This is a genomic window from Tahibacter harae (assembly GCF_024437735.1).
GTDB classification, from domain to species: domain Bacteria; phylum Pseudomonadota; class Gammaproteobacteria; order Xanthomonadales; family Rhodanobacteraceae; genus Tahibacter; species Tahibacter harae.
This window is the reverse complement of sequence record NZ_JANFQO010000021.1, coordinates 16,621-34,593: the sequence shown is the minus strand read 5'-3', so window position 1 is coordinate 34,593 and position 17,973 is coordinate 16,621. Positions and strand designations below refer to the sequence as shown.

The following is a 17,973-nucleotide window of genomic DNA, read 5'->3' as shown; positions in this document are numbered from 1 at the left end:
CACTTCCGCCCTGCGCGACAGAAAGGCAAGTCCGATGAAAATGCGCCCCCTGCTCTTCGCCGCCCTGTGCGGCGCCGCCGCACCGCTGCTGGCCGCCGACGGCGACCCCGATCCCGGCTTCGCTTCCGGCAATCTGGCGATCAACAGCATCCAGGGACCGCTGTACCAGCTCGGCGAATCCGGCGCGGCACTGGGCGAGGACGGCAGCATCGTCGTAGCCGGCGTGACCGGCGTCACCAACGGCAGCATCGCCGCGCGCTTTGCCGTGGCCCGGTTCCTGCCCAACGGCGCCATCGACAGCGGCTTCGGCAGCGGCGGCTTCGCCCAGGTGGATTTCAGCAACGGCGCCGCGGACTATCCGGCCTACGGCAACCGCATCGTGCGCGCCCCCGGCGGCAAATGGCTGGTCGCCGGCCGCGTCGGCAGCAGCTATGACGTGGGCATCGCGCGGCTGCTGCCCAACGGCGCGCTGGACCAGAGCTACGGCAACCTCGGCCGCAACCAGATCGATCCCGGCACCAGCCAGGACGTACTTGCGGATATGCAGGTCGACGAAAGCGGCCGCGCCTGGCTGCTGATCGACAAGGTGCCCGACGCCATCGTGCGCTTCGATGCCGCCGGCCAGCTCGATACCAGCTGGAACGGCACGGGCCAGCTCAACCTGCCCAACAACGCCGCCATACTCAGCTTCGCGCGCGATGCCCAGGGCCGCATCCTGCTCGGCGGCGCGACATTCACGGCCAACGAATATCCCATGATCGTGCGCCGGCTGCTGCCCGACGGCAGCCTGGACACCAGCTTCGGCACGCAGGGCACGGCCAGCTTCACGCCGGACCAGCGCGGCTACGTGAAAAAGCTCCTGCCGCTGCCCGACGGCCGCATCCTGGCCATAGGCACCAGCAACCTCGCCGCCGGCGCCAGCAACGTAGGCCGCATCACCGTGCTGCGCCTGCTCGCCGACGGCCAGCCCGATACCAGCTACGGCAACGGCGGCGTGCGCATCGTCGATTTCGCCGGCGAGGAACGCTCTGGCGCGGTCTACGACGTCATGGCCGCCCTGGGCGCCGACGGCAAACTGGTGATAGGCCGTCCCGTGGTCGAACCCGAGCGCGCCGTGCGCCTGGTACGCCTGCTCGCCAACGGCCAGCCCGACGAAACCTTCGGCGTGCAGGGAAAGCGCAGCGTGCTGACCGGATCGGGCTATCCGCTGCTGACCCTGGCCGGCGTGATGCTAGCGCCCGGCCGCCTGATCCTGGCCGGCATCTACAACGGCGGCAACGGCCGCACGCACTATGCCGGCGCCTGGCTGGACGGCGACGGGATCTTCCGCAGCGGTTTCTGAGCCGACGCAACAACGCGGGGCAGGCATCCGCGCTCTGCCGCATCTGCGCCGGCGGAACGACCGCCGGTGCAGTGCGTCGTGGCGCACCGGCCCCCGGCGTTCGAGGTGACGCGGCGGGATTTCGACAATCACCGCGCCGCGCCCGGAAAAAGCCAGATTTCCGGCCCGCGCCGGGCCGGCCGCGCAGACAGTTTGGCCGACGTCTCCGCCGACTTCGCACGCGCCATGGCCAGGAAAAAGCAAGCTGCCTCCGAAACCGCCGCGGCCATTCCGCGCCGCCGCTTCCTGGCTGAAATCGGCCTGTTCGCCAGCGCCTGCGCCCTCGCCCCGCTGCTGCGCGCCGACCCGCGCATGGCCGGCGCGCGCGATGCACGCGACTGGCTGCAGCGCGTGGAACACCTGTCGCAGCAGCTCAAGGCCGCCCGCATCGCCAGCGCCGGCTGGCGCCGCGAAATTGATGCGCTCAACGGCGCCACGGCACTGCAAGAATTCCTGCCGCAACTGCAATTCCAGCGCGCGCTCGAAACCCTGACGCGCACTGGCAAAGATCCGGTGAAGAGCTTCGTCACGCTGGCCGACGTCGACGGCAGCCTTCGCCGCGCCGCCTTCGCCGCGGCGTATTTCGTCTTCGCCAAGGGCCAGGTCATCACGCCGCACGGCCATCGCGGCATGGTCTCGGCGCATACCGTGGTCGCCGGCAAGCTGCACGTGCGCACCTATGACAGGCTGGGCCGCGATGCCGGCGCGCTGCGCCTGCGCCCGCGCCTGGACACCCGTGCCGGCCCCGGCTTCAGCGCCGCGATCAGCGCGCGCGAAGGCAATGTGCACTGGTTCGTCGCCGAGCAGGACGCTTCGGCCACACTGGACGTGATCGTGCAGGACATCGACGCCAACGGCCGCGCGTTCGCCCTCGAACTGGTGGACCCGCTCGCGGCGCAGCTCGACAGCGACGGTGTGCTGCATGCACCGCTGCTGAGCTGGGAGCAGTCCTCGCGCAAGTATCAGCAAGGCCAGGCCTAGCAAGGCACGGCGGTACCGCGCCGCCGCGGCCGCGCGCCTCTCGACCTTTTTTCCCGGCCGGTGCAGGATCGCGGCACCATCCGCATTGCCGAGGTTGTCCCGCATGGCCGTCGCCGCCGCCGATCCCGCCGCCCCCGAATTCGTCCGCCGCCATGTGAACCTGGCCGATGCGCGCCTGGGCGCGGTCGCACTGGCGGCCAGCGACGATTTTTTCGCCGACAAGTCGCGCATGCTCAATCCCGAGCCCGCCGTGTTCATTCCCGGCAAGTACGACGACAACGGCAAATGGATGGACGGCTGGGAATCGCGGCGCAAGCGCACAAGCGGCCACGACTGGTGCGTGGTGCGCCTGGCCCGGCCCGGCCGCGTCCACGGCGTGGATCTGGATACCAGCCATTTCACCGGCAATTTTCCGCCGGCGGCTTCGATCGAGGCTTGCTACCTGATCGGCAGCGATCCGGATGCCAGCACCGAATGGACGCCGCTGCTGCCGCCGGTGAACCTCGGCGGCAACAGCCATCATTACTTCGCCATCGGCGACGAGACGCCCTGCACGCACCTGCGCGTGAACCTGTATCCCGATGGCGGCCTGGCGCGGCTGCGCGTCTTCGCCACGCCGCAGTTCGGCGGCGAACCGGAGGAAGACGGCCTGGTCGATCTGGCCAGCGCACTCAACGGCGCGCATGTAGTCGCCGCCAACAACGAACATTTCGGTCTGGCCAGCCGCCTGCTGCTGCCCGGCCGCGGCGTCAACATGGGCGACGGCTGGGAAACCCGGCGCCGGCGCGAGCCCGGCAACGACTGGTGCATCATCGCCCTGGCCCTGCCCGGCAGCATCGAGGCGATTGAAGTGGACACCTGCCATTTCAAAGGCAATTTCCCCGACCGCTGCTCGCTACAGGGCGCCAGCGTCGCCGCCGGCACGCCGCAGTCGCTGGTGACCCAGGCCATGTTCTGGCCGCTGCTGCTGCCCGAGCAGAAACTGCAGATGGATCACCAGCACCATTTCCGCGGCGAGATACTGGCGCATGCGCCGATCACGCATGTGCGCTTCAACATCCACCCGGACGGCGGCGTCTCGCGCCTGCGCCTGCGCGGCAGGCCGGCATGATGCGCGCGGCCTGCGTTTACGCTCCCTGCCGCCGCCAGGACCGCAGCGCATGAATCCCGCTACCGCCACCGCGGCCGACCTTGTCACGCTGCGCGTGGAACCGCTGACCCGCGCCGCCTTCGCCCCGTTCGGCGACGTGATCGAAGCCGCCGCCGCGGCCAGCCACTACGCCATCAACGCCGGCACCACCACGCGCTTCCACGACCTGGCCGCCATCGACACCAGCCGCGAAGGCGGCCGCCCCGTACTCAGCCTGTTCCGCGCCCAGCCGCGCGAACTGCCCTTCACCGTGACCATGCTGGAACGCCATCCGCTGGGCAGCCAGGCCTTTGTGCCGCTGTCGCAGCGACCGTACCTCGTCGTGGTCGCCGAGGATCCGGCGGCTGTACCGCGGGCGTTTCTCGCGCGCGACGGCCAGGGCGTGAATTACCGGCCGGGAACCTGGCATTACCCGCTGCTGGCGCTGGAACAAACCAGCGATTTCCTGGTGATCGACCGGGCCGGGCCGGGGAACAATTGCGATGAAGTGGAGCTTTCCGCGGCCTATCGGATAGTCGCGGCGGCAATCTGACGAGGCTGCCGGATCTAGCGCTGCGGAACCACGCCTTCGACGCCGCATCTACGCACTTCCCTGCAGGCGCTCATCGCCGCGCACGCGCACAGCCATCCGGAGACCGCCGTCATGATCCAGCTCCTGCGCACCGGGGCGTTCTGGCTGGACCAGGATCCGTCCTTGTCCGTGTACAACGACGCAAGCCTCATCGATATCAGTTTCGATCTTGGCGGCTGGCACGAGTCCCAGGAAAGGCGCCTCACGGGATTGCGGGCCATCAGGAAATCCGGGGAAATCGTCAGCCTTGAAATGCGCGGCGGCGTGATTTCAGGCGTCGAGCTGCTGGGGATCTATCCCGGAAACTGGGATGAAACGCGGCGGCATTATTCAAGGGAGATTCCGCGCACCCGGGAAATACCGCTGCTGTCCATGGAACTGGACGGGCCCGATTCAGATACCACGGTCAATCTGACGACAATCCGTCAGTCGCGGCAATTCACCACGCACTGGTACGCGCTGAGCGGATCCCTGGAGATAGCGTTCGACGAGTTTTCGTACTCGTCGGATTTCGTCTGCGGGGAAATCTTCTACAACCAGAAAGGACAGGTTTCCGGTATCCGCCTGAAAATCGGAAAGGCATTGGGCCGCTGAACCGGCACCGGCTTGGCGAGTCCGAATCCCGCTTTGCTGCATGCCCCCTGCCCATGCGGTCCGAGCGCACAAAACACTGCAGCGCGGGGCCGCGGCTTCAGGCACCCAGAACCCCAGCCACCTTCTCCACCAGCCCATCAATCGCCACCCGCGTCCGCGTCGGCAGATAGCGCGACTGCGGCCATACCGCATGCACGTCGGCGGCCACGGTGTTGCGGCTGCCGGTCACCAGCACCAGTTCGCCGCTGGCCAGGTAGCGCGCCATCAGCCAGCACGGCAGCCAGGCCAGGCCGTGTCCGGCCACGGCGGCATCGGCGATGGCCTGTACGTCGTCCAGGCGCAACCGGCTCGCGATCACGGGCTCCTGCAGCGCGCCGCTCTCATCGCGGATGCGCCATTGCGCGGACGAGCCGTTCAACCCGTAGACGATGGCGGTATGTCCCTCGAATTCCGCCGGGGTGCGCGGCGTGCCGCGCCGCGCCAGATACGCCGGCGCCGCGCAGATGCCCATGGCCTGCGAGCCCAGCCGCCGCGCCGCCAGCGTAGCGCTGTCGCGCAGCGGGCCTATGCGCACGGCGAGATCGAAGCCCTCCTCGACCAGGTCGACCACACGGTCGCTGAAGGAAATTTCCACCTGTAGCTTCGGATACTTCTCGGCCAGCCCTGCCAGCACCGGCGCCACGCAATGACGCCCGAACAGCAGCGGCACACTCACGCGCAGGCGGCCGGCCGGTTCGCGCCGGCCGCTGTCGAAGGCGGCCGCAGCGGCATCGAGTTCGGCCAGGGCGCGCACGCAGCGCTCGTAATAGGCCTGGCCGTCCTCGGTCAGGCTCTGCTGGCGCGTGGTGCGCTGGAACAGCCGCGTGCCCAGGCGGCGTTCCAGCCGCGCAACGGCCTTGCCGACGGCAGAACGGGTCAGGCCCAGGCGCTCGGCGGCCAGGGCGAAGCTGCCCGCGTCCACGGCCTGGACGAAGGTGTCTATGCCGGTAAGCCGGTCGTTCATCGCCATAATTGGTTCCCTTATGGATACAGAGATAGTACTGAATATCTCCACTGGAGACATTCAAGAACCTATATCGTGCGCAGCCATTCCGGCGCGGTTTTCCGCCGCGGACCGGTCCATCCCCAGCGGAGCACGACATGAAGGCGTATCACGTACATCCCGGCAAGCATTTCGACGGCATAGTGCCGATCACGCGCGAGCTGCCCGCGCCCGGCCCGCACGAGGTGCGTGTGCGCGTGCGCGCGGTGGCGCTGAACTACCGCGACCTGATGATGATTCGCGGCGACTACAACGGCGGCCCTTCCGGACCGGTGATTCCGGCGTCCGACGGCGCCGGCGAAGTGGTCGAAGTCGGTGCCGGGGTCACGCGCTTCCAGGCCGGCGACCGCGTCGCGACCACTTTCTTCCAGGCCTGGATCGACGGCCGCCAGACGCCGGAAAACTCGCGCCATTCCTTCGGCGGCCTGATCGACGGCACGCTGGCGCAGGAGATCGTGGTTTCGCAGGATTCCCTGTTCAAGGTGCCCGATCACCTGGACTACGCCGAAGCCGCCACGCTGACCTGTGCCGGCGCCACGGCCTGGAATTCGCTCTTTGTCGAAGGCCGCGTGCGGCCCGGCGACAGCGTGCTGCTGCTGGGCACGGGCGGCGTTTCCGTCTGGGGCCTGCAACTGGCCAAGGCGGCCGGGCTGCACACCATCATCACGTCCTCCAGCGACGCCAAGCTGGAGCGCGCACGCCAGCTCGGCGCCGATGTGACGATCAACTACACCGCCACGCCGGAATGGCACGAGCACGTCCTGCGCGCCACCGGCGGCAACGGTGTGGAAGTGGTGATCGAGGTCGGCGGCGCCGGCACCTTCCGCAAGTCGCTGCTGTCCACCCGCATGGGCGGCACGGTCGCCGTCGTCGGCGGCGTTTCCGGCTGGGGCAGCGAAGTCGATCCGTCGCAGATGATCCGCGGCGCACGGCATGTGACCGGCATCTACGTCGGCAGCCGCGCGATGCTGGAGGACCTGGCGCGCTTCGTCGCGCTGCACCGGATCAGGCCCGCCGTCGACCGCGTCTTCCGCTTCGACCAGGCGCGCGCCGCCTATGAATACCTGGCCAGCGGCAGCCATTTCGGCAAGGTCGTGATCGCGGTGGATTGAGCCCCACACACCGGCGCGCGGTCGGCCGGATCGCGCACCGCCGGCGCGGCGGCCTGGCAGCTCGAACTCTCCCGGCAAACCGCCGATACTCGGCACGCCGGCGCTCCCAACCCACGGGCCTCCACGTACTGCGATCAGCGGGAGAGGCCGCATCATGTTCACCTGGCTGAAAAACTGCGGCACGCCGCCGGCGCCGGCGCCGGCGACGGCAACCGCCGCGGCGGCGCGCGATGCCGTACTCAATCAGGGCCTGAATCTGGCCATGGAATGGGGCAGCGACTGGCTCCAGCCCATCCAGGAACGCCTGGCCCAGCGGCAGCCCGCGCTGTCGGCGGCCGAGCGCGACGCGATCAATGCAATCTGCCAGGCGGCGATGCGCTTCGGGCATCAGACGGTCTACGCGCTGGCCGAAGCCGCCGGCCCGAACGCACGGCGCGAGGATTTCGCTGCGGCCCTGCACGCACGCTATCCCTGGGTGGACGCGGACAATCAGGCGCGGCTTTTCAGCCAAGGCATGTACTACGCCTGGAAAGACCTGGGTTTCTGAAAAAAGGCCGGCGCACGGGGCTTGTGCGGACGCACACGCTCTGCCCGGTGAATAATCCCAGCCAGCGCCTTTCGTACCGATACCCCCGGCGCAGCAGATGCCGCACGTGACGACGACCGAGCCGCTATGGACGATGAAAAAACCCGCGCCAGGGAAACTGCCGCAGCCCGCGCCCGCGGCCTGCGCACATTGCTGCTGATGCCCTCCTGCGCGCTGGGAATGGGCTATCTCGGAAAGAAGATGCTGCCCTTTTTCTCGGCAGACCTGGGCTCCCGCCGGCACGGCAAGGCCAGCCTGCCCGCGCCCTGGGAGATTCTCGTCGTGGTGCTCATGGCCCTGCTGGGCGCTTATCTGGGCTACTGGCTGGCGCGCGCCGGGCGCCGGCGCTAGCGGCAGGCTGGCTGCGCTGCTTGTCCGCGCGCCTGTCGATGAGCGCGACTTGCAGCGGTGCGCAAAAACGGTGCCGCAGTCCGCTTCCCGAACCGGGCTGCGGCACCGTCCCGCAGATCAGTGTTCTTCGTGGTCGTGGAAGAAGATCGTGTCCTCGCCCAGATATTCGTAGGCACCGATATCCGGACGGCCGTAGTAGCGGTTGAAGGTCTTGCCCAGCGTGGTGTCCACGCCGCGCTGGTCGGTCCACAGGAACGGCAGGATGTTGTCGCCCGCATCGCGCGCCGGGCTGTCCGCCGCGATCGCATGGGTGGGCGCGTAGCCGCCGTTGTTGGCCAGCGGGGCGACCTGCGGATCCACGCCGACCCGGTTTTCGCTGTCGCCGGCGTTGAGCGTGCCCATGGCCGGTACGGCCTGGATCAGGCTGTGGCGCGCGCGGATGCTGTTGTCCGGGTTCTCCTCGTCGACTTCGCGGGCGACGTCGCTGGCGGCCACCAGCACGCTTTCCAGTTCCAGGTGATTGTCGCCCGCACGCACGAAGATGCCGCCGCCGATGCGCGCAGCACCGCCGGCCGGGGGATTGCCGTAGACGGTGCTGTTGCGCAGCAGCATGCGGCCGCCACTCAGGGTGATACCAGCACCGGCGCCGGAACCCGTGGCATTGGCCGTGCCATTGCCGGAGAACGTGCTGTTGGCGATGTGCAGCGGTGTGCCCGGCGCATCGGTGGGCGCCACCAGGTAAAAGCCCGCGCCCTGCGCCTGTCCCGAGCTGTTGCCGCTGACCGTGGTCCGCGCCATGTCCAGCGAGGCCAGCAGAAGATAGCCGCCGCCGCCGGTGTGCAGCGCCTCGTTGTTGTCGAAGTGAGCGTCCTGGATGGAGACGTAGGTACCGATGTCGATCGTCGCCAGGCCGCCGCCGAACGGCGCGGTATTGCCGTAGAAGCGCACGCGCTGCAGGTTGATCTGGCCGCCGGCGATATGCGCGCCGCCGCCGTGGAAATCGGCGCTGTTGGCGGAAACATGGCTGTCCTGGATCAGCAGGTTGCCCACGTAATGCCACAGCGCGCCGCCATCGTTGGCGGACTGGTTGCTGGCCAGGGTGCACTGGCGCAGGGTGAGGTGTACGTATTCGCTGCGCACCGCGCCGCCGTCGCCGTTGTCGGTGACGATGCCGTTCGCATCGACGGTGCCCCGGGTCAGGCCATTGCTGAGCACCAGGCCCTCCAGCGTGACCGTGATGTTGCGGTCCACCGTGCCGCGCAGCAGGAAGATGCGGCCCGGGTCGTAGGCCGCGACGGACTGAGCGGCGGCGGCGTTGCGCAGGCCGACCTGGGCGCCGCCGCTGCTGCGCACGGTCAGGTCGTCGGTGACCAGCAAGGTGCCGCCGGTCAGTGCAATGGTGCCGACATTGCCCAGGGTGATGGTGTCGGCGCCGGGATGGCTGTTGGCGTCGGCGATGGCCTGGCGCAGGGAACCCGGGCCACTGTCGGCGGCGGTGTTGACGGTGTAGTCGGCAGCCAAAGCCGGAGCGGCCGCGAACGCGGCGATCAGGAGGAAACGGGACAGAAGCATGAACGAGACTCGGAACAGGCGCCTCACGGCGCGGTCCGGCCAGTAGAGCCGGCGCCGGGCGGCGCCGCTTCACGCTCGTTTCAAGAATTTCTTATTCTCACCAACCCTTTGATTTCAAAAGATCAGATTTCCGGACCCGCGGTGTCGTCCAGCACGGCCGCGGCGCCGTCGAGCAGCGCCGCGTCCGGCCGCGGCAGCTGCGCATCGAGTTCATCGCGGCGCCGGAACAGCCTGTCGGCATCGGCCAGCTCGCCGCGCGCGCGGCGCCAGGCCTCGGCCAGGGCCAGGGCATCGCCTTCGGCTTCGCTCTCCGGGCCGAGTTCGGCCAGGGTCGCGCCGGCCGCTTCGGGCTGATCCAGTTCCAGGGCCAGCATCGTGTGTTCCAGGGCCAGGTCCTCGGCGCTGACGCGGTCTTCGGCCTGCAGCGCCGTGCTGCGCGCATCGCGCAAGCGCTGCAGGGCTTCCCCGCCGCGGCCGTCGTGCGCCGCGAGCTGGGCCTGGGCCGCGGCGGCATAAGCGCTCATGTCGGAGGCCTGGGCCGAAGCGGCCAGGCGCTGCACCCAGGCCACCGACGCACGCAGGCCTTCCGCATCGCCGGCGCGGCGCTGCAGCCTGGCCAGCACCGCGATGTGATAGGCCGCGCGCGGCAGCTGGCCGGTAACTACGCAGTCGTCGATGGCCTTGCGGTAGATCTCCAGCGCCCGCGGCTGCTGCAGCGCGACCCCGGCCTGGGCCAGCATCACGCGCGCCATCGCCGCGCCGGTCGCATCCGCGCCCTTCTCCGCCAACGTCAGCGCGCGTGTTGCATAGCCGTAGGCGACGGCGGCCTGGCCCAGCTCCAGCCGCGCATTGGCAATTTCCAGCAACAGCAGGCGCTCGGTGCGGGTATCGCGCGGCGCCGGCGGCTGCAGTTGCCGCAACGCCGGCTCGCCCAGCTGCACCGCCTCGCGGAAACGCCGCTGGTTGACCCACAACTGCACCAGGCGCGCCACGGCCAGCGACTGCTGCCAGGGCACATCGCTGGCGCGGGCTAGGCCCAGGGCGCGCAACAGTGCGGCCTCGGAAGCGCCGGTGCGGCCGCGCATGCGTTCGAGCACGCCCATGCTGATCCAGACCTGGGTTTCGCCGACCGCGTTGCCGGCGGCGCTGAACAGCGCCTGCGCCTGTTGCAGCTGTGCCGCGGCTTCGGCATAGCGTCCGCTGCGTGCGGCGACATGGGCCAGGCTTTCCAGGATTGCGGCACGCTGGGCCGGCGCCGCCGCGGCCGGCAGCAGCGCGCGGGCGCGTTCGAGTGCCGCCTGTGCCGCATCGATGCGGCCGCGCTGCAGCTCGACCTCGCCGAGCATGCGCTGCGCATCGACGGCGAATTGCGGCGGGTGCGCGGCATCGACACGCTGCAGCACTTCCTCGACCAGTTCGGCCGCGCGCTGCACGGCGGCATATTTCAGTTCGACCGCCGCCAGTTGCAGACGCGGCTGCAGCGCCTCCGGGCTGCGCGCGACGCAAAGCGTGAAATAGCGCCGCGCCGCGTCGAGGTCGCCGCGCAGGTAGGCGTCGGTGCCCAGCGCATAGGTCGCGGCGACTTCGCCGTCCAGTTCGCCCGGCGGCGCTTCGCCGCGCGGACGCGGATCCAGCCAGCCGCGCACGACGGCGCTCATGTCCAGCGCCAGGCGGCCGGCTTCTTCGCCGAACAGGCTGCGCTGCTGCGTGCCCTCCGCGCCGTCCAGTGTTGCATCCAGCTGCAGCAGCGGGCCGGCGCGGCTCAGGCGCAGGGTCAGCGAGTAGCCGGCACCGGTGGCCTCGCGCCAGGTGCGGCGCCGCACCGGCGAGCCGGCATCGCCGACGGCCAGACGGCGCACGATGGCCGGATCGACGATGGCCAGGCCCGCCTCGGTCTCCAGCGCGTTGGCGACCAGCCCCATCATGCCCAGCCGCGCCCAGCTCAATTCCTCCAGCCCGCCGGCAACGTCCACCGGCAGCACCAGCAGGCGCGCCGGTGCCGCCGCATCGGCGCGGTGGCGGACCACGGGCCAGCCGGTCAGGATGAGGCCGGCCAGCAGCACGGCGGCCGCGGCGCCGAGCCAGCGGCGGTAGCGGATTCGCGGCGGTGCGGGCGCAGCCGATGTGCGCGGCGGAGCCGGCGTCGGGGTCTCTGGTGCAGTCGGTGTCTGCGCCGCGGCCGGCGTCGGCGCCGCCAACGGAGACGGCATCGGCGCGACGGCCGGCATCGCCGTCGCGAACGCAGCCGGCAACCCTGTTCCAGCGGCCATTTGCACAGCGGGCGAAGCCGGTACACGGAGCGCGCCGCAATCGTCGCCAGCCGCGGCGGCCAGTGCCGCCGCTTGCGCCGCACCAGGCAGCGCGGGCTGTGCAGCCGCCGTGGCAACGGCGGGCTGCGGCGCGGCGGCGGCGGCCGCGGCGGCCGGCGATGCCGCAACCGGCACAACCGCGGCAATCCAGCGGAAGCCATGCCCGTGCACCGTCTGTATGCAGGCGTTGGTATCGCCGCCCAGCACCTTGCGCGCCTTGTAGACCACCTGCGACAGCGACGCATCGCTGACCGGCCGGCCGTTCCAGAGGTGGGCGATCAGCTCGTTCTTGTCGACTGCGCGCTCGCGCTGCCCGATGAGGTAGACGATCAGATCGAACACGCGCGGCTCGCACTCGACCGGCTGGCCCAGGCGCATCAGGCGGCGCTGCGTGACATGGATTGCGAAATCGCCGACGCGATAAACAGAGACCTGCATGATCCGCGCATTATCGGCAAAATGCCGCGGCTGTGAATCGGCGCGATACCGCGGAAGCGAGAGAACAGGGCCGGCCAACGTCTTCAGAACGCTCTGCCGGCAGCAGCGGCGATGGCAGGGCCGCGGCGGCGTTCGTACCGGCGCGCAAGCTCCGGCGCTGCCGCGAAGCCGGCCCTCGCCGGCATACGCCGCCGGGTGCGGCAACCGCGGCACAGCGTGAAAGAAACGCGTCTTTTACAACGCAATCCGCCAGGGACGATCAGCGCGGCCTGTCCGCAGCGGTGCCAGCGAACAGGCCGCAGGCCGTTTCCGCGGTTTCCTGCCGCCACGATGTTCACTGCGCCGGCACAGGTCCCAGCCGGAGCGCGGCCAGCCGGCCGCCCGCTATGTTCCTGGCGCCGGTTTCGTCGATGCGGGCGGTGAATCCGGCCGAAGTGAATTCGATCTCGCGCAGCAGCAGCGTGCCGGCGGCGCCATTGCACAGCGAACGCGCGCGGATCGCCGCCGTGCGGCCGGTCTGCACATACAGCGGGCCGCCGTCGCCGCTGTAGCTGCAGCGCACGACGCCGGCCGCGCCGGCGCTTTCTGAGCTGAGCACGAATTCGCCCTGCGGCGTGGTCGCGGCGGTGAAGAGCACGCTGGCGACATCCGCGGCCGGTTGGACCGATGCCGCGGTATCGGCGGTCGCGACAGTCGCGAGGTAGCGGCCTTCGGGCCGGGTATCGGCAAAGTCCAGCCGCTGCAGCGGCTGTTCGCTGCGCCGGCCGGATACCGTGTAGACCGCGCGTGCCGTGGATACGCTCTCGCCCTCGATGGTGATTTCGCCGACCTGGTCGGCCTCGATCCGCGGCGTGGTGCCGGGGCCGTTGTCGAAGGCACGGAACAGCGCGCCGCTCAGCACCGGCGGCGCATCCGCCGCGGCGCTGCGCACGCTCAGTCCGGGCGCGATGTACCAGACCGGCAGGCCGTTGTCGCGGAAGTCGTAGACGATGGCGTAAGCGCGCGCGCCGCGCTGCTCGATCATGATGCCGCGGCCGGATTCGGCCGGGTTCCACCAGTGGTCGCTGTAGTCCATGGCCAATGCCGGCGCGGCGGCCAGGCCGGCGGAGAACAGGACTGAGGCACGGAGATTCATGGGCTGCCCTTGCAGGATTTCCGGAACGATCCGGGAAAGACGGGAATCGGCGCGGGAAACTGGCACGGCGGGTTGAAGTTCGCGCCGCCGGCACATCCGGCGCCTTGCGCAGAGTTCAGCTATTGCCGCCCTCGCCACGCCGACGGCCCCATTGCCGAACCGCATGGGGCTGGCCGCACTGCTGCAATGAACCGGCCACAAGCGCGACCGCCACGACCCTCGCCGCCGCCCGAACCCGGACCGCGCACGCCTCAACTGCGACCGCCGCCGCGGTCCTGCCGCCGGCAGGCCGGCTATGCTCGGTTTTTCCCATCACCAAGGAAGTGATTCATGCGCCGATTCCATTTGCCGCTCTCCTGCGCCCTGCTCGCCCTGGCTGTGCTGCCGGCCTGGGCCGGCACGCTGACCGATCCGGCCAGCGGCGCCACGTGTACCGACGGTCAGGATGTGCTGATTACGCGCGACGGCTTCAGCACCGTGCTCGAAGGAGCATGCGGCACGATCACCGTGCGTGCCTCCAAGGGATCGGTGAACGTCGACGAGGCCAAGGCCATCCAGGTGATCGGCAGCGGCGTCACCGTGCTGAACCAGAAGACGCAATCGCTGACGGTGGACGGCTCGGACAACACCCTGAACATGACCGAGGTCGGCGCGGCCGTGGTGGCCGGCGACCGCAACCTGCTGCTGGGTACGGACTATGGCCGCGTGCATTTCCGCGGCAAGGACAATACGGTCAACAGCAGCAACAAGCCGGAAACGGTGGACGAAGGCAGCGGCAACAAGGTGATGTAAGCGCCGCGGCACGGCGGCGGGCGGGACGCGAGGATCGCGGCGATCCTTGCAGCCCGCCCGTTTTGTTTCTGCGCGCTGCGTGAGCTGACGCGAGCCGCTGCGCCCGGGGCCGGCCGAAGAATTCGCGTACCGGCGATCCGGCAACCCGCTGCAGCGGAAACCGACACGCCCCGCGGCTCCGCTGCGAATGCGCGTGTGTCGACACAGCAGCGGCGCTGCGTTGCCTACTGCCCCGCCCAGCGCGCGATCAGCGCCCGCTCGTCCTCGGACAACTGGGTGAGATTCCCCGGCGGCATCACGCGCAGCACACCGACCTGGCGGCCTATCGCCGCCCTGTGCGCATCCAGCTGTTCGACGCTGTCCAGCAGCACGCCCTTGGGCGCCGCGCCCATCAGCTGCGGATGCGCGGAATGGCAGACTGCACAGTGCTTCGCCACCAGCGGCAGCACGGCGGCGCTGTCGGGCGCAGGCAGGTTCGCGGGCACTGCCGCCGGCAACGCCGCGGTGTCCGCAGCGGCCGAAGGCGCGGCCGCCGCCGGGACGATAGCCGGCGCCCGCGGCTTGATCCACGCAAAAACGCCGACCAGCACCAGTGCCGCCACGCCCAGCATCCACCAGGCGCGGCCGCCGCTGTGCCACAGCACGAAGAACTGGCGGATCAGCGCGCCGGCAGCCATGAACGCGGCCAGCACCAGCCAGGCATCCGCATGCGCATAGGCCGTGGCGTAGTGCGTGCTCAGCATCGCGAACACCACCGGCAAGGTGAAATAGGTGTTGTGCACCGAACGCTGCTTGCCGCGCTGGCCGGGCCGCGGATCCGGCGCCTCGCCGCGCTGCAGCGCGGCGATGATCTTTTTCTGCCCGGGAATGATCACGAAGAACACATTGGCCGACATGATGCTGCCCAGCACCGCGCCGGCGATGAGGAAGGCCGCACGGCCGGCGAAGATCTGCGTCGCCGCATAGCACAGCAGCAGCACCAGGCCGGCGATGGCGGCGCCGAGCATGTCTTCGCGGTCATGCAGCAGGCGGCACAGGCCGTCGTAGGCCAGCCAGCCCAGCACGGGAAAGGCCACCGCCAGCGCCACGGCCTGGCCCGGCGTCCAGGCCGCGACGGCCGGGTCGATCAGGTAGATCCGCGGTGACAGCAGATAGAGAAACGTGAACAGGGCGAAGCCCGACATCCAGGTCGTATACGATTTCCATTTGGACCAATGCACGTCCTCGGGCAGCTGCAGCGGCGCCGGCAGGTATTTCTGCTTGCGGTAGAAGCCGCCGCCGTGCACCGACCAGGATTCGCCGTAAAGATTGGGCTCGGCCTGGCGCGGCGGCTTGAGGCCGCGGTCCAGCGCGACGAAGTAGAAGGATTCGCCGATCCAGGCGATGGCCGCGACCACATGCAGCCAGCGCAGCAGGAAGGTCAGGCACTCGATCAAGTAGTCGCCCACGCCGCCCGCCTCAGCTGCCGCGATAGGTGCTGTAGCTGTACGGCGACACCAGCAGCGGCACATGGTAGTTGCCGCCGGGATCGCTGATGCCTATGCGCAGGGTGACCACGTCGAGAAAGCGCGGCTGCGGCAACTCCACGCCCAGCGCGGCGAAATAATCGCCGACCTGGAAATCCAGCTCGTAGATGCCGGCCTGCACTTCCACGCCGTAGAGCAGCGGCGATTCGCAGCGCCCGTCGGAATTGGTCACCGCGCGGCGCAGCAGCAGGCGCGCGCCGGCGGCGATGCCGTACAGTTCTATCGCCATGTTCGCGCCGGGACGGCCGTGGGCCGTATCCAGCACATGTGTGGTCAGCTTTCCCATAATCCTCCCCAACCGCCGTGACGGCCGGTGCCCGCCAGACAGGAATCAGCAGCCGCTTTCGCCGCCGCTGGCCAGCGCGAACTCGCCCGGTGCGAGTGTGCGCGCATCCACCTTGTACACACCCAGGCGCCGGGCTTCGACGCCGTAGTTCCATTGCAGCAGATAAGGCTGGCCCTCGGCTTCCAGCCACATCCACGGCTCTTCCCGCGCCCCCGGCTGCCAGCCGTCGGCGCAGTCCTGCACTTCCGACTGGCTGGCCACGCGCTGCGGCCTGCCGTCCCTGCCGATACGGAAAAACGCGCTGTCGACCAGCACCGGCGCGGCACAGCTGTCCTCCGGCGCACCGGCCTGGCGCTGCTGCACCACGGCGACGAGCTGGCGTCCGTCACCCAGCGTGACGCGCGAGGTACGCACGGTCTGCGCGGTGGCCGCGGCCAGCTGTGTCTTCAATGCAGCGGCGTCCGCGGCACCCGGCCGCGGCGCCGCCGTGCTCAGGTAGAAATCGACCGCGGCGCCCTGCTGCTCCGGCGTGGCTGCGCGCCAGGCCGGATCGGCGGCATCGACCGCGGCGATGGCCCCGAACGCGCGCAGTTCCAGCGCGCGATTGGCCAGCAGCACGAAGTCGCCGGCGCCGCCGGCAGGCCGGTCCAGCTGCAAGCCCCAGCTGCGTTCGCAGCTCCATTGCATCTCCCGCGCGGCCACGGCCTTGCGCATCAGCGGCCGGCCCGCGCCGTCGCGGCCCTGCCACTGGCGCAGATCCGCGGCGGCGGCGGACAGAACATGGCCCAGTTGCTGCGGCGTGGCCGCGGCCGGCGCCGCTTTGTTGCTTCTTGCAAAATCCGGCAGGCCGGTGGCGCGGGCGGATTCGCCCAGCTTGTTGTCCAGTCCGGTCCACTGCCCATCCTGCAGGCTCAGCGCGGGGCGCAGCAGCGGCGGATCGTCGCCGCCGCGCAGCACGCCCAGCAGCAGCGGCCCGGCCGCGGCGGCCGGCCCGGCCAGTGCGGCCGCCAGCAGCGGCAGCAACCGCCACCGCGCCTGCGGCATCAGGCGGCGACTCCGTGCGCGCGGCAGCATTCCTCCAGCAGCGCGGCGTAGCGCGCCTTGTCTGCGGCGCTGGCGAAGCTGGCCTCGAAACTGTTGCGCGCCAAGGTCACGGCCTGGCCGGCATCCAGTTCCAGCGCGGCGAAGGTCTCGACGAAATTCTGGTTCATGTAGCCGCCGAAATAAGCCGGATCGTCCGAATTGACCGTGGCCACCAGGCCCTGGGCCAGCAATTCGCCCAGGTTGTGCTGGCGCAGATCCTTGAACACGCAGAGCTTGACGTTGGACAGCGGGCAGACCGTCAACGGCACGCGCTCGCGCACCAGTCGCTGCACCAGGGCGGGATCGCGCAGCGCCTGCACGCCGTGGTCGATGCGCTGCACCTTGAGCTTGTCCAGCGCGCTCCAGATGTATTCCGGCGGACCTTCCTCGCCGGCATGGGCGACAGCGTGCAGGCCCAGCTCGCGCGCGGCGGCGAAGACACGCTCGAATTTTTCCGGCGGATGGCCGACCTCGCTGGAATCCAGCCCCACGCCGATGAATTTGTCGCGGTAGGGGCGCGCCTGCTCCAGCGTGGCAAAGGCGGCCTCCTCGCTCAGGTGGCGCAGGAAGCACAGGATCAGCTCCCCGCGTATGCCCAGCTCCTGCCAGGCCTGCGCGCACGCGCGGCTCAGGCCGTCGATCACGTATTCGAACGGCACGCCGCGGTCGGTGTGGGTCTGCGGATCGAAGAACAATTCCGCGTGCACGACATTGTCCGCCTTGGCGCGCAGGAAATAGGCCCAGGCCATGTCGAAGAAATCCTGCGCCGTGAGCAGCACGCTGGCGCCGGCGTAGTAGATGTCGAGAAAGCTCTGCAGATTGGTGAAGGCATAGGCCGCGCGCAGTTCGTCCACGCTGGCATAGGCCAGCCTGACGCCGTTGCGCTCAGCCAGGGCGAAGATCAGTTCCGGCTCCAGCGAGCCTTCGATATGGATGTGCAGCTCGGCCTTGGGCATGGCGCGCACGAAGCCCAGCAGGGCGGCGCGGTCTGGCGGTGCTGGATTCACGGGCGCTCCGTCTCTCTGGCGTGGCGCCGCAGTCTGCACCATCGCCGCGGCCGCGCA

General features: G+C 69.6%; 17 protein-coding genes. 9 read left to right on the top strand and 8 right to left on the bottom strand.

From position 1 onward, the window contains the following. Nucleotides 1–34: 34 nt before the first annotated feature. The 5 genes from NM961_RS18900 (at nucleotide 35) to NM961_RS18880 (ending at nucleotide 4,677) form a co-directional block, all read left to right on the top strand. Nucleotides 35–1,342 (top strand): hypothetical protein, encoded by a 1,308-nt coding sequence (locus NM961_RS18900; RefSeq protein WP_255915975.1) that lies wholly within the window; start codon nucleotides 35–37, stop codon nucleotides 1,340–1,342. A 192-nt stretch (nucleotides 1,343–1,534) separates the two neighbouring features. Beyond that, entirely contained in the window at nucleotides 1,535–2,362 is an 828-nt protein-coding gene (locus NM961_RS18895; protein ID WP_255915974.1) for a cupin domain-containing protein, read from the top strand. Nucleotides 2,363–2,465: 103 nt separating this feature from the next. Then, a complete protein-coding gene (gene alc / locus NM961_RS18890; RefSeq protein WP_255915973.1) occupies nucleotides 2,466–3,473 on the top strand; it encodes an allantoicase in 1,008 nt (335 codons plus the stop codon). Between the two features lie 49 nt (nucleotides 3,474–3,522). Further along, nucleotides 3,523–4,044 (top strand): ureidoglycolate lyase, encoded by a 522-nt coding sequence (locus NM961_RS18885; protein WP_255915972.1) that lies wholly within the window; start codon nucleotides 3,523–3,525, stop codon nucleotides 4,042–4,044. A gap of 111 nt (nucleotides 4,045–4,155) precedes the next feature. Continuing rightward, nucleotides 4,156–4,677 carry a hypothetical protein gene (locus tag NM961_RS18880; RefSeq protein WP_255915971.1) on the top strand — a complete coding sequence of 174 codons (522 nt, stop codon included), beginning with the start codon at nucleotides 4,156–4,158 and terminating at the stop codon, nucleotides 4,675–4,677. Between the two features lie 97 nt (nucleotides 4,678–4,774). Here NM961_RS18880 and NM961_RS18875 read toward each other — a convergent pair whose 3' ends face one another. Next, nucleotides 4,775–5,686, bottom strand: coding sequence for a LysR family transcriptional regulator (locus NM961_RS18875; RefSeq protein WP_255915970.1), 912 nt, complete (start codon nucleotides 5,684–5,686; stop codon nucleotides 4,775–4,777). A 131-nt stretch (nucleotides 5,687–5,817) separates the two neighbouring features. On the opposite strand from NM961_RS18875, the gene NM961_RS18870 reads away from it, so the two are divergent. The 3 genes from NM961_RS18870 (at nucleotide 5,818) to NM961_RS18860 (ending at nucleotide 7,768) form a co-directional block, all read left to right on the top strand. Further along, complete coding sequence (locus NM961_RS18870) at nucleotides 5,818–6,831, top strand: zinc-dependent alcohol dehydrogenase family protein (protein WP_255915969.1); 1,014 nt, start codon at nucleotides 5,818–5,820, stop codon at nucleotides 6,829–6,831. Nucleotides 6,832–6,985: 154 nt separating this feature from the next. Beyond that, nucleotides 6,986–7,378: a hypothetical protein gene (locus NM961_RS18865; RefSeq protein ID WP_255915968.1), complete on the top strand. Its 393-nt coding sequence runs from the start codon at nucleotides 6,986–6,988 to the stop codon at nucleotides 7,376–7,378. Nucleotides 7,379–7,504: 126 nt separating this feature from the next. Continuing rightward, complete coding sequence (locus NM961_RS18860) at nucleotides 7,505–7,768, top strand: hypothetical protein (protein WP_255915967.1); 264 nt, start codon at nucleotides 7,505–7,507, stop codon at nucleotides 7,766–7,768. Between the two features lie 117 nt (nucleotides 7,769–7,885). Here the strand turns inward: NM961_RS18860 and NM961_RS18855 are convergent, their stop codons facing one another. The 3 genes from NM961_RS18855 to NM961_RS18845 all read right to left on the bottom strand — a co-directional run bounded on the left by NM961_RS18855 (nucleotide 7,886) and on the right by NM961_RS18845 (nucleotide 13,222). Beyond that, nucleotides 7,886–9,340, bottom strand: coding sequence for a choice-of-anchor Q domain-containing protein (locus NM961_RS18855; protein WP_255915966.1), 1,455 nt, complete (start codon nucleotides 9,338–9,340; stop codon nucleotides 7,886–7,888). 122 nt (nucleotides 9,341–9,462) lie between these two features. Beyond that, nucleotides 9,463–12,087 carry a winged helix-turn-helix domain-containing protein gene (locus tag NM961_RS18850; protein ID WP_255915965.1) on the bottom strand — a complete coding sequence of 875 codons (2,625 nt, stop codon included), beginning with the start codon at nucleotides 12,085–12,087 and terminating at the stop codon, nucleotides 9,463–9,465. A 334-nt stretch (nucleotides 12,088–12,421) separates the two neighbouring features. After that, nucleotides 12,422–13,222, bottom strand: a complete 801-nt coding sequence (locus NM961_RS18845) for a hypothetical protein (protein ID WP_255915964.1) — start codon at nucleotides 13,220–13,222, stop codon at nucleotides 12,422–12,424. Nucleotides 13,223–13,552: 330 nt separating this feature from the next. On the opposite strand from NM961_RS18845, the gene NM961_RS18840 reads away from it, so the two are divergent. After that, a complete protein-coding gene (locus NM961_RS18840; protein WP_255915963.1) occupies nucleotides 13,553–14,014 on the top strand; it encodes a DUF3060 domain-containing protein in 462 nt (153 codons plus the stop codon). A gap of 224 nt (nucleotides 14,015–14,238) precedes the next feature. Here NM961_RS18840 and NM961_RS18835 read toward each other — a convergent pair whose 3' ends face one another. From NM961_RS18835 to NM961_RS18820, 4 genes are read right to left on the bottom strand one after another with little or no spacing between them, the layout of a single operon-like run. Next, nucleotides 14,239–15,462: a urate hydroxylase PuuD gene (locus NM961_RS18835; RefSeq protein ID WP_255915962.1), complete on the bottom strand. Its 1,224-nt coding sequence runs from the start codon at nucleotides 15,460–15,462 to the stop codon at nucleotides 14,239–14,241. A gap of 10 nt (nucleotides 15,463–15,472) precedes the next feature. After that, complete coding sequence (uraH, locus tag NM961_RS18830) at nucleotides 15,473–15,826, bottom strand: hydroxyisourate hydrolase (protein WP_255915961.1); 354 nt, start codon at nucleotides 15,824–15,826, stop codon at nucleotides 15,473–15,475. Nucleotides 15,827–15,871: 45 nt separating this feature from the next. After that, nucleotides 15,872–16,870 carry a hypothetical protein gene (locus NM961_RS18825; RefSeq protein WP_255915960.1) on the bottom strand — a complete coding sequence of 333 codons (999 nt, stop codon included), beginning with the start codon at nucleotides 16,868–16,870 and terminating at the stop codon, nucleotides 15,872–15,874. Beyond that, nucleotides 16,870–17,916: an adenosine deaminase gene (locus NM961_RS18820; RefSeq protein ID WP_255915959.1), complete on the bottom strand. Its 1,047-nt coding sequence runs from the start codon at nucleotides 17,914–17,916 to the stop codon at nucleotides 16,870–16,872. The genes NM961_RS18825 and NM961_RS18820 overlap by 1 nt, the downstream gene beginning before the upstream one ends. Between the last annotated feature and the right edge of the window lie 57 nt (nucleotides 17,917–17,973).

Bases quoted from the DNA above. Each gene is read 5' to 3' on its own strand.
- NM961_RS18900 (WP_255915975.1), top strand. From the start codon at position 35: ATGAAAATGCGCCCCCTGCTCTTCGCCGCCCTGTGCGGCGCCGCCGCA.
- alc (WP_255915973.1), top strand. From the start codon at position 2,466: ATGGCCGTCGCCGCCGCCGATCCCGCCGCCCCCGAATTCGTCCGCCGC.
- NM961_RS18885 (WP_255915972.1), top strand. From the start codon at position 3,523: ATGAATCCCGCTACCGCCACCGCGGCCGACCTTGTCACGCTGCGCGTG.
- NM961_RS18880 (WP_255915971.1), top strand. From the start codon at position 4,156: ATGATCCAGCTCCTGCGCACCGGGGCGTTCTGGCTGGACCAGGATCCG.
- NM961_RS18875 (WP_255915970.1), bottom strand. From the start codon at position 5,686: ATGGCGATGAACGACCGGCTTACCGGCATAGACACCTTCGTCCAGGCC.
- NM961_RS18870 (WP_255915969.1), top strand. From the start codon at position 5,818: ATGAAGGCGTATCACGTACATCCCGGCAAGCATTTCGACGGCATAGTG.
- NM961_RS18865 (WP_255915968.1), top strand. From the start codon at position 6,986: ATGTTCACCTGGCTGAAAAACTGCGGCACGCCGCCGGCGCCGGCGCCG.
- NM961_RS18860 (WP_255915967.1), top strand. From the start codon at position 7,505: ATGGACGATGAAAAAACCCGCGCCAGGGAAACTGCCGCAGCCCGCGCC.
- NM961_RS18855 (WP_255915966.1), bottom strand. From the start codon at position 9,340: ATGCTTCTGTCCCGTTTCCTCCTGATCGCCGCGTTCGCGGCCGCTCCG.
- NM961_RS18850 (WP_255915965.1), bottom strand. From the start codon at position 12,087: ATGCAGGTCTCTGTTTATCGCGTCGGCGATTTCGCAATCCATGTCACG.
- NM961_RS18845 (WP_255915964.1), bottom strand. From the start codon at position 13,222: ATGAATCTCCGTGCCTCAGTCCTGTTCTCCGCCGGCCTGGCCGCCGCG.
- NM961_RS18840 (WP_255915963.1), top strand. From the start codon at position 13,553: ATGCGCCGATTCCATTTGCCGCTCTCCTGCGCCCTGCTCGCCCTGGCT.
- uraH (WP_255915961.1), bottom strand. From the start codon at position 15,826: ATGGGAAAGCTGACCACACATGTGCTGGATACGGCCCACGGCCGTCCC.
- NM961_RS18825 (WP_255915960.1), bottom strand. From the start codon at position 16,870: ATGCCGCAGGCGCGGTGGCGGTTGCTGCCGCTGCTGGCGGCCGCACTG.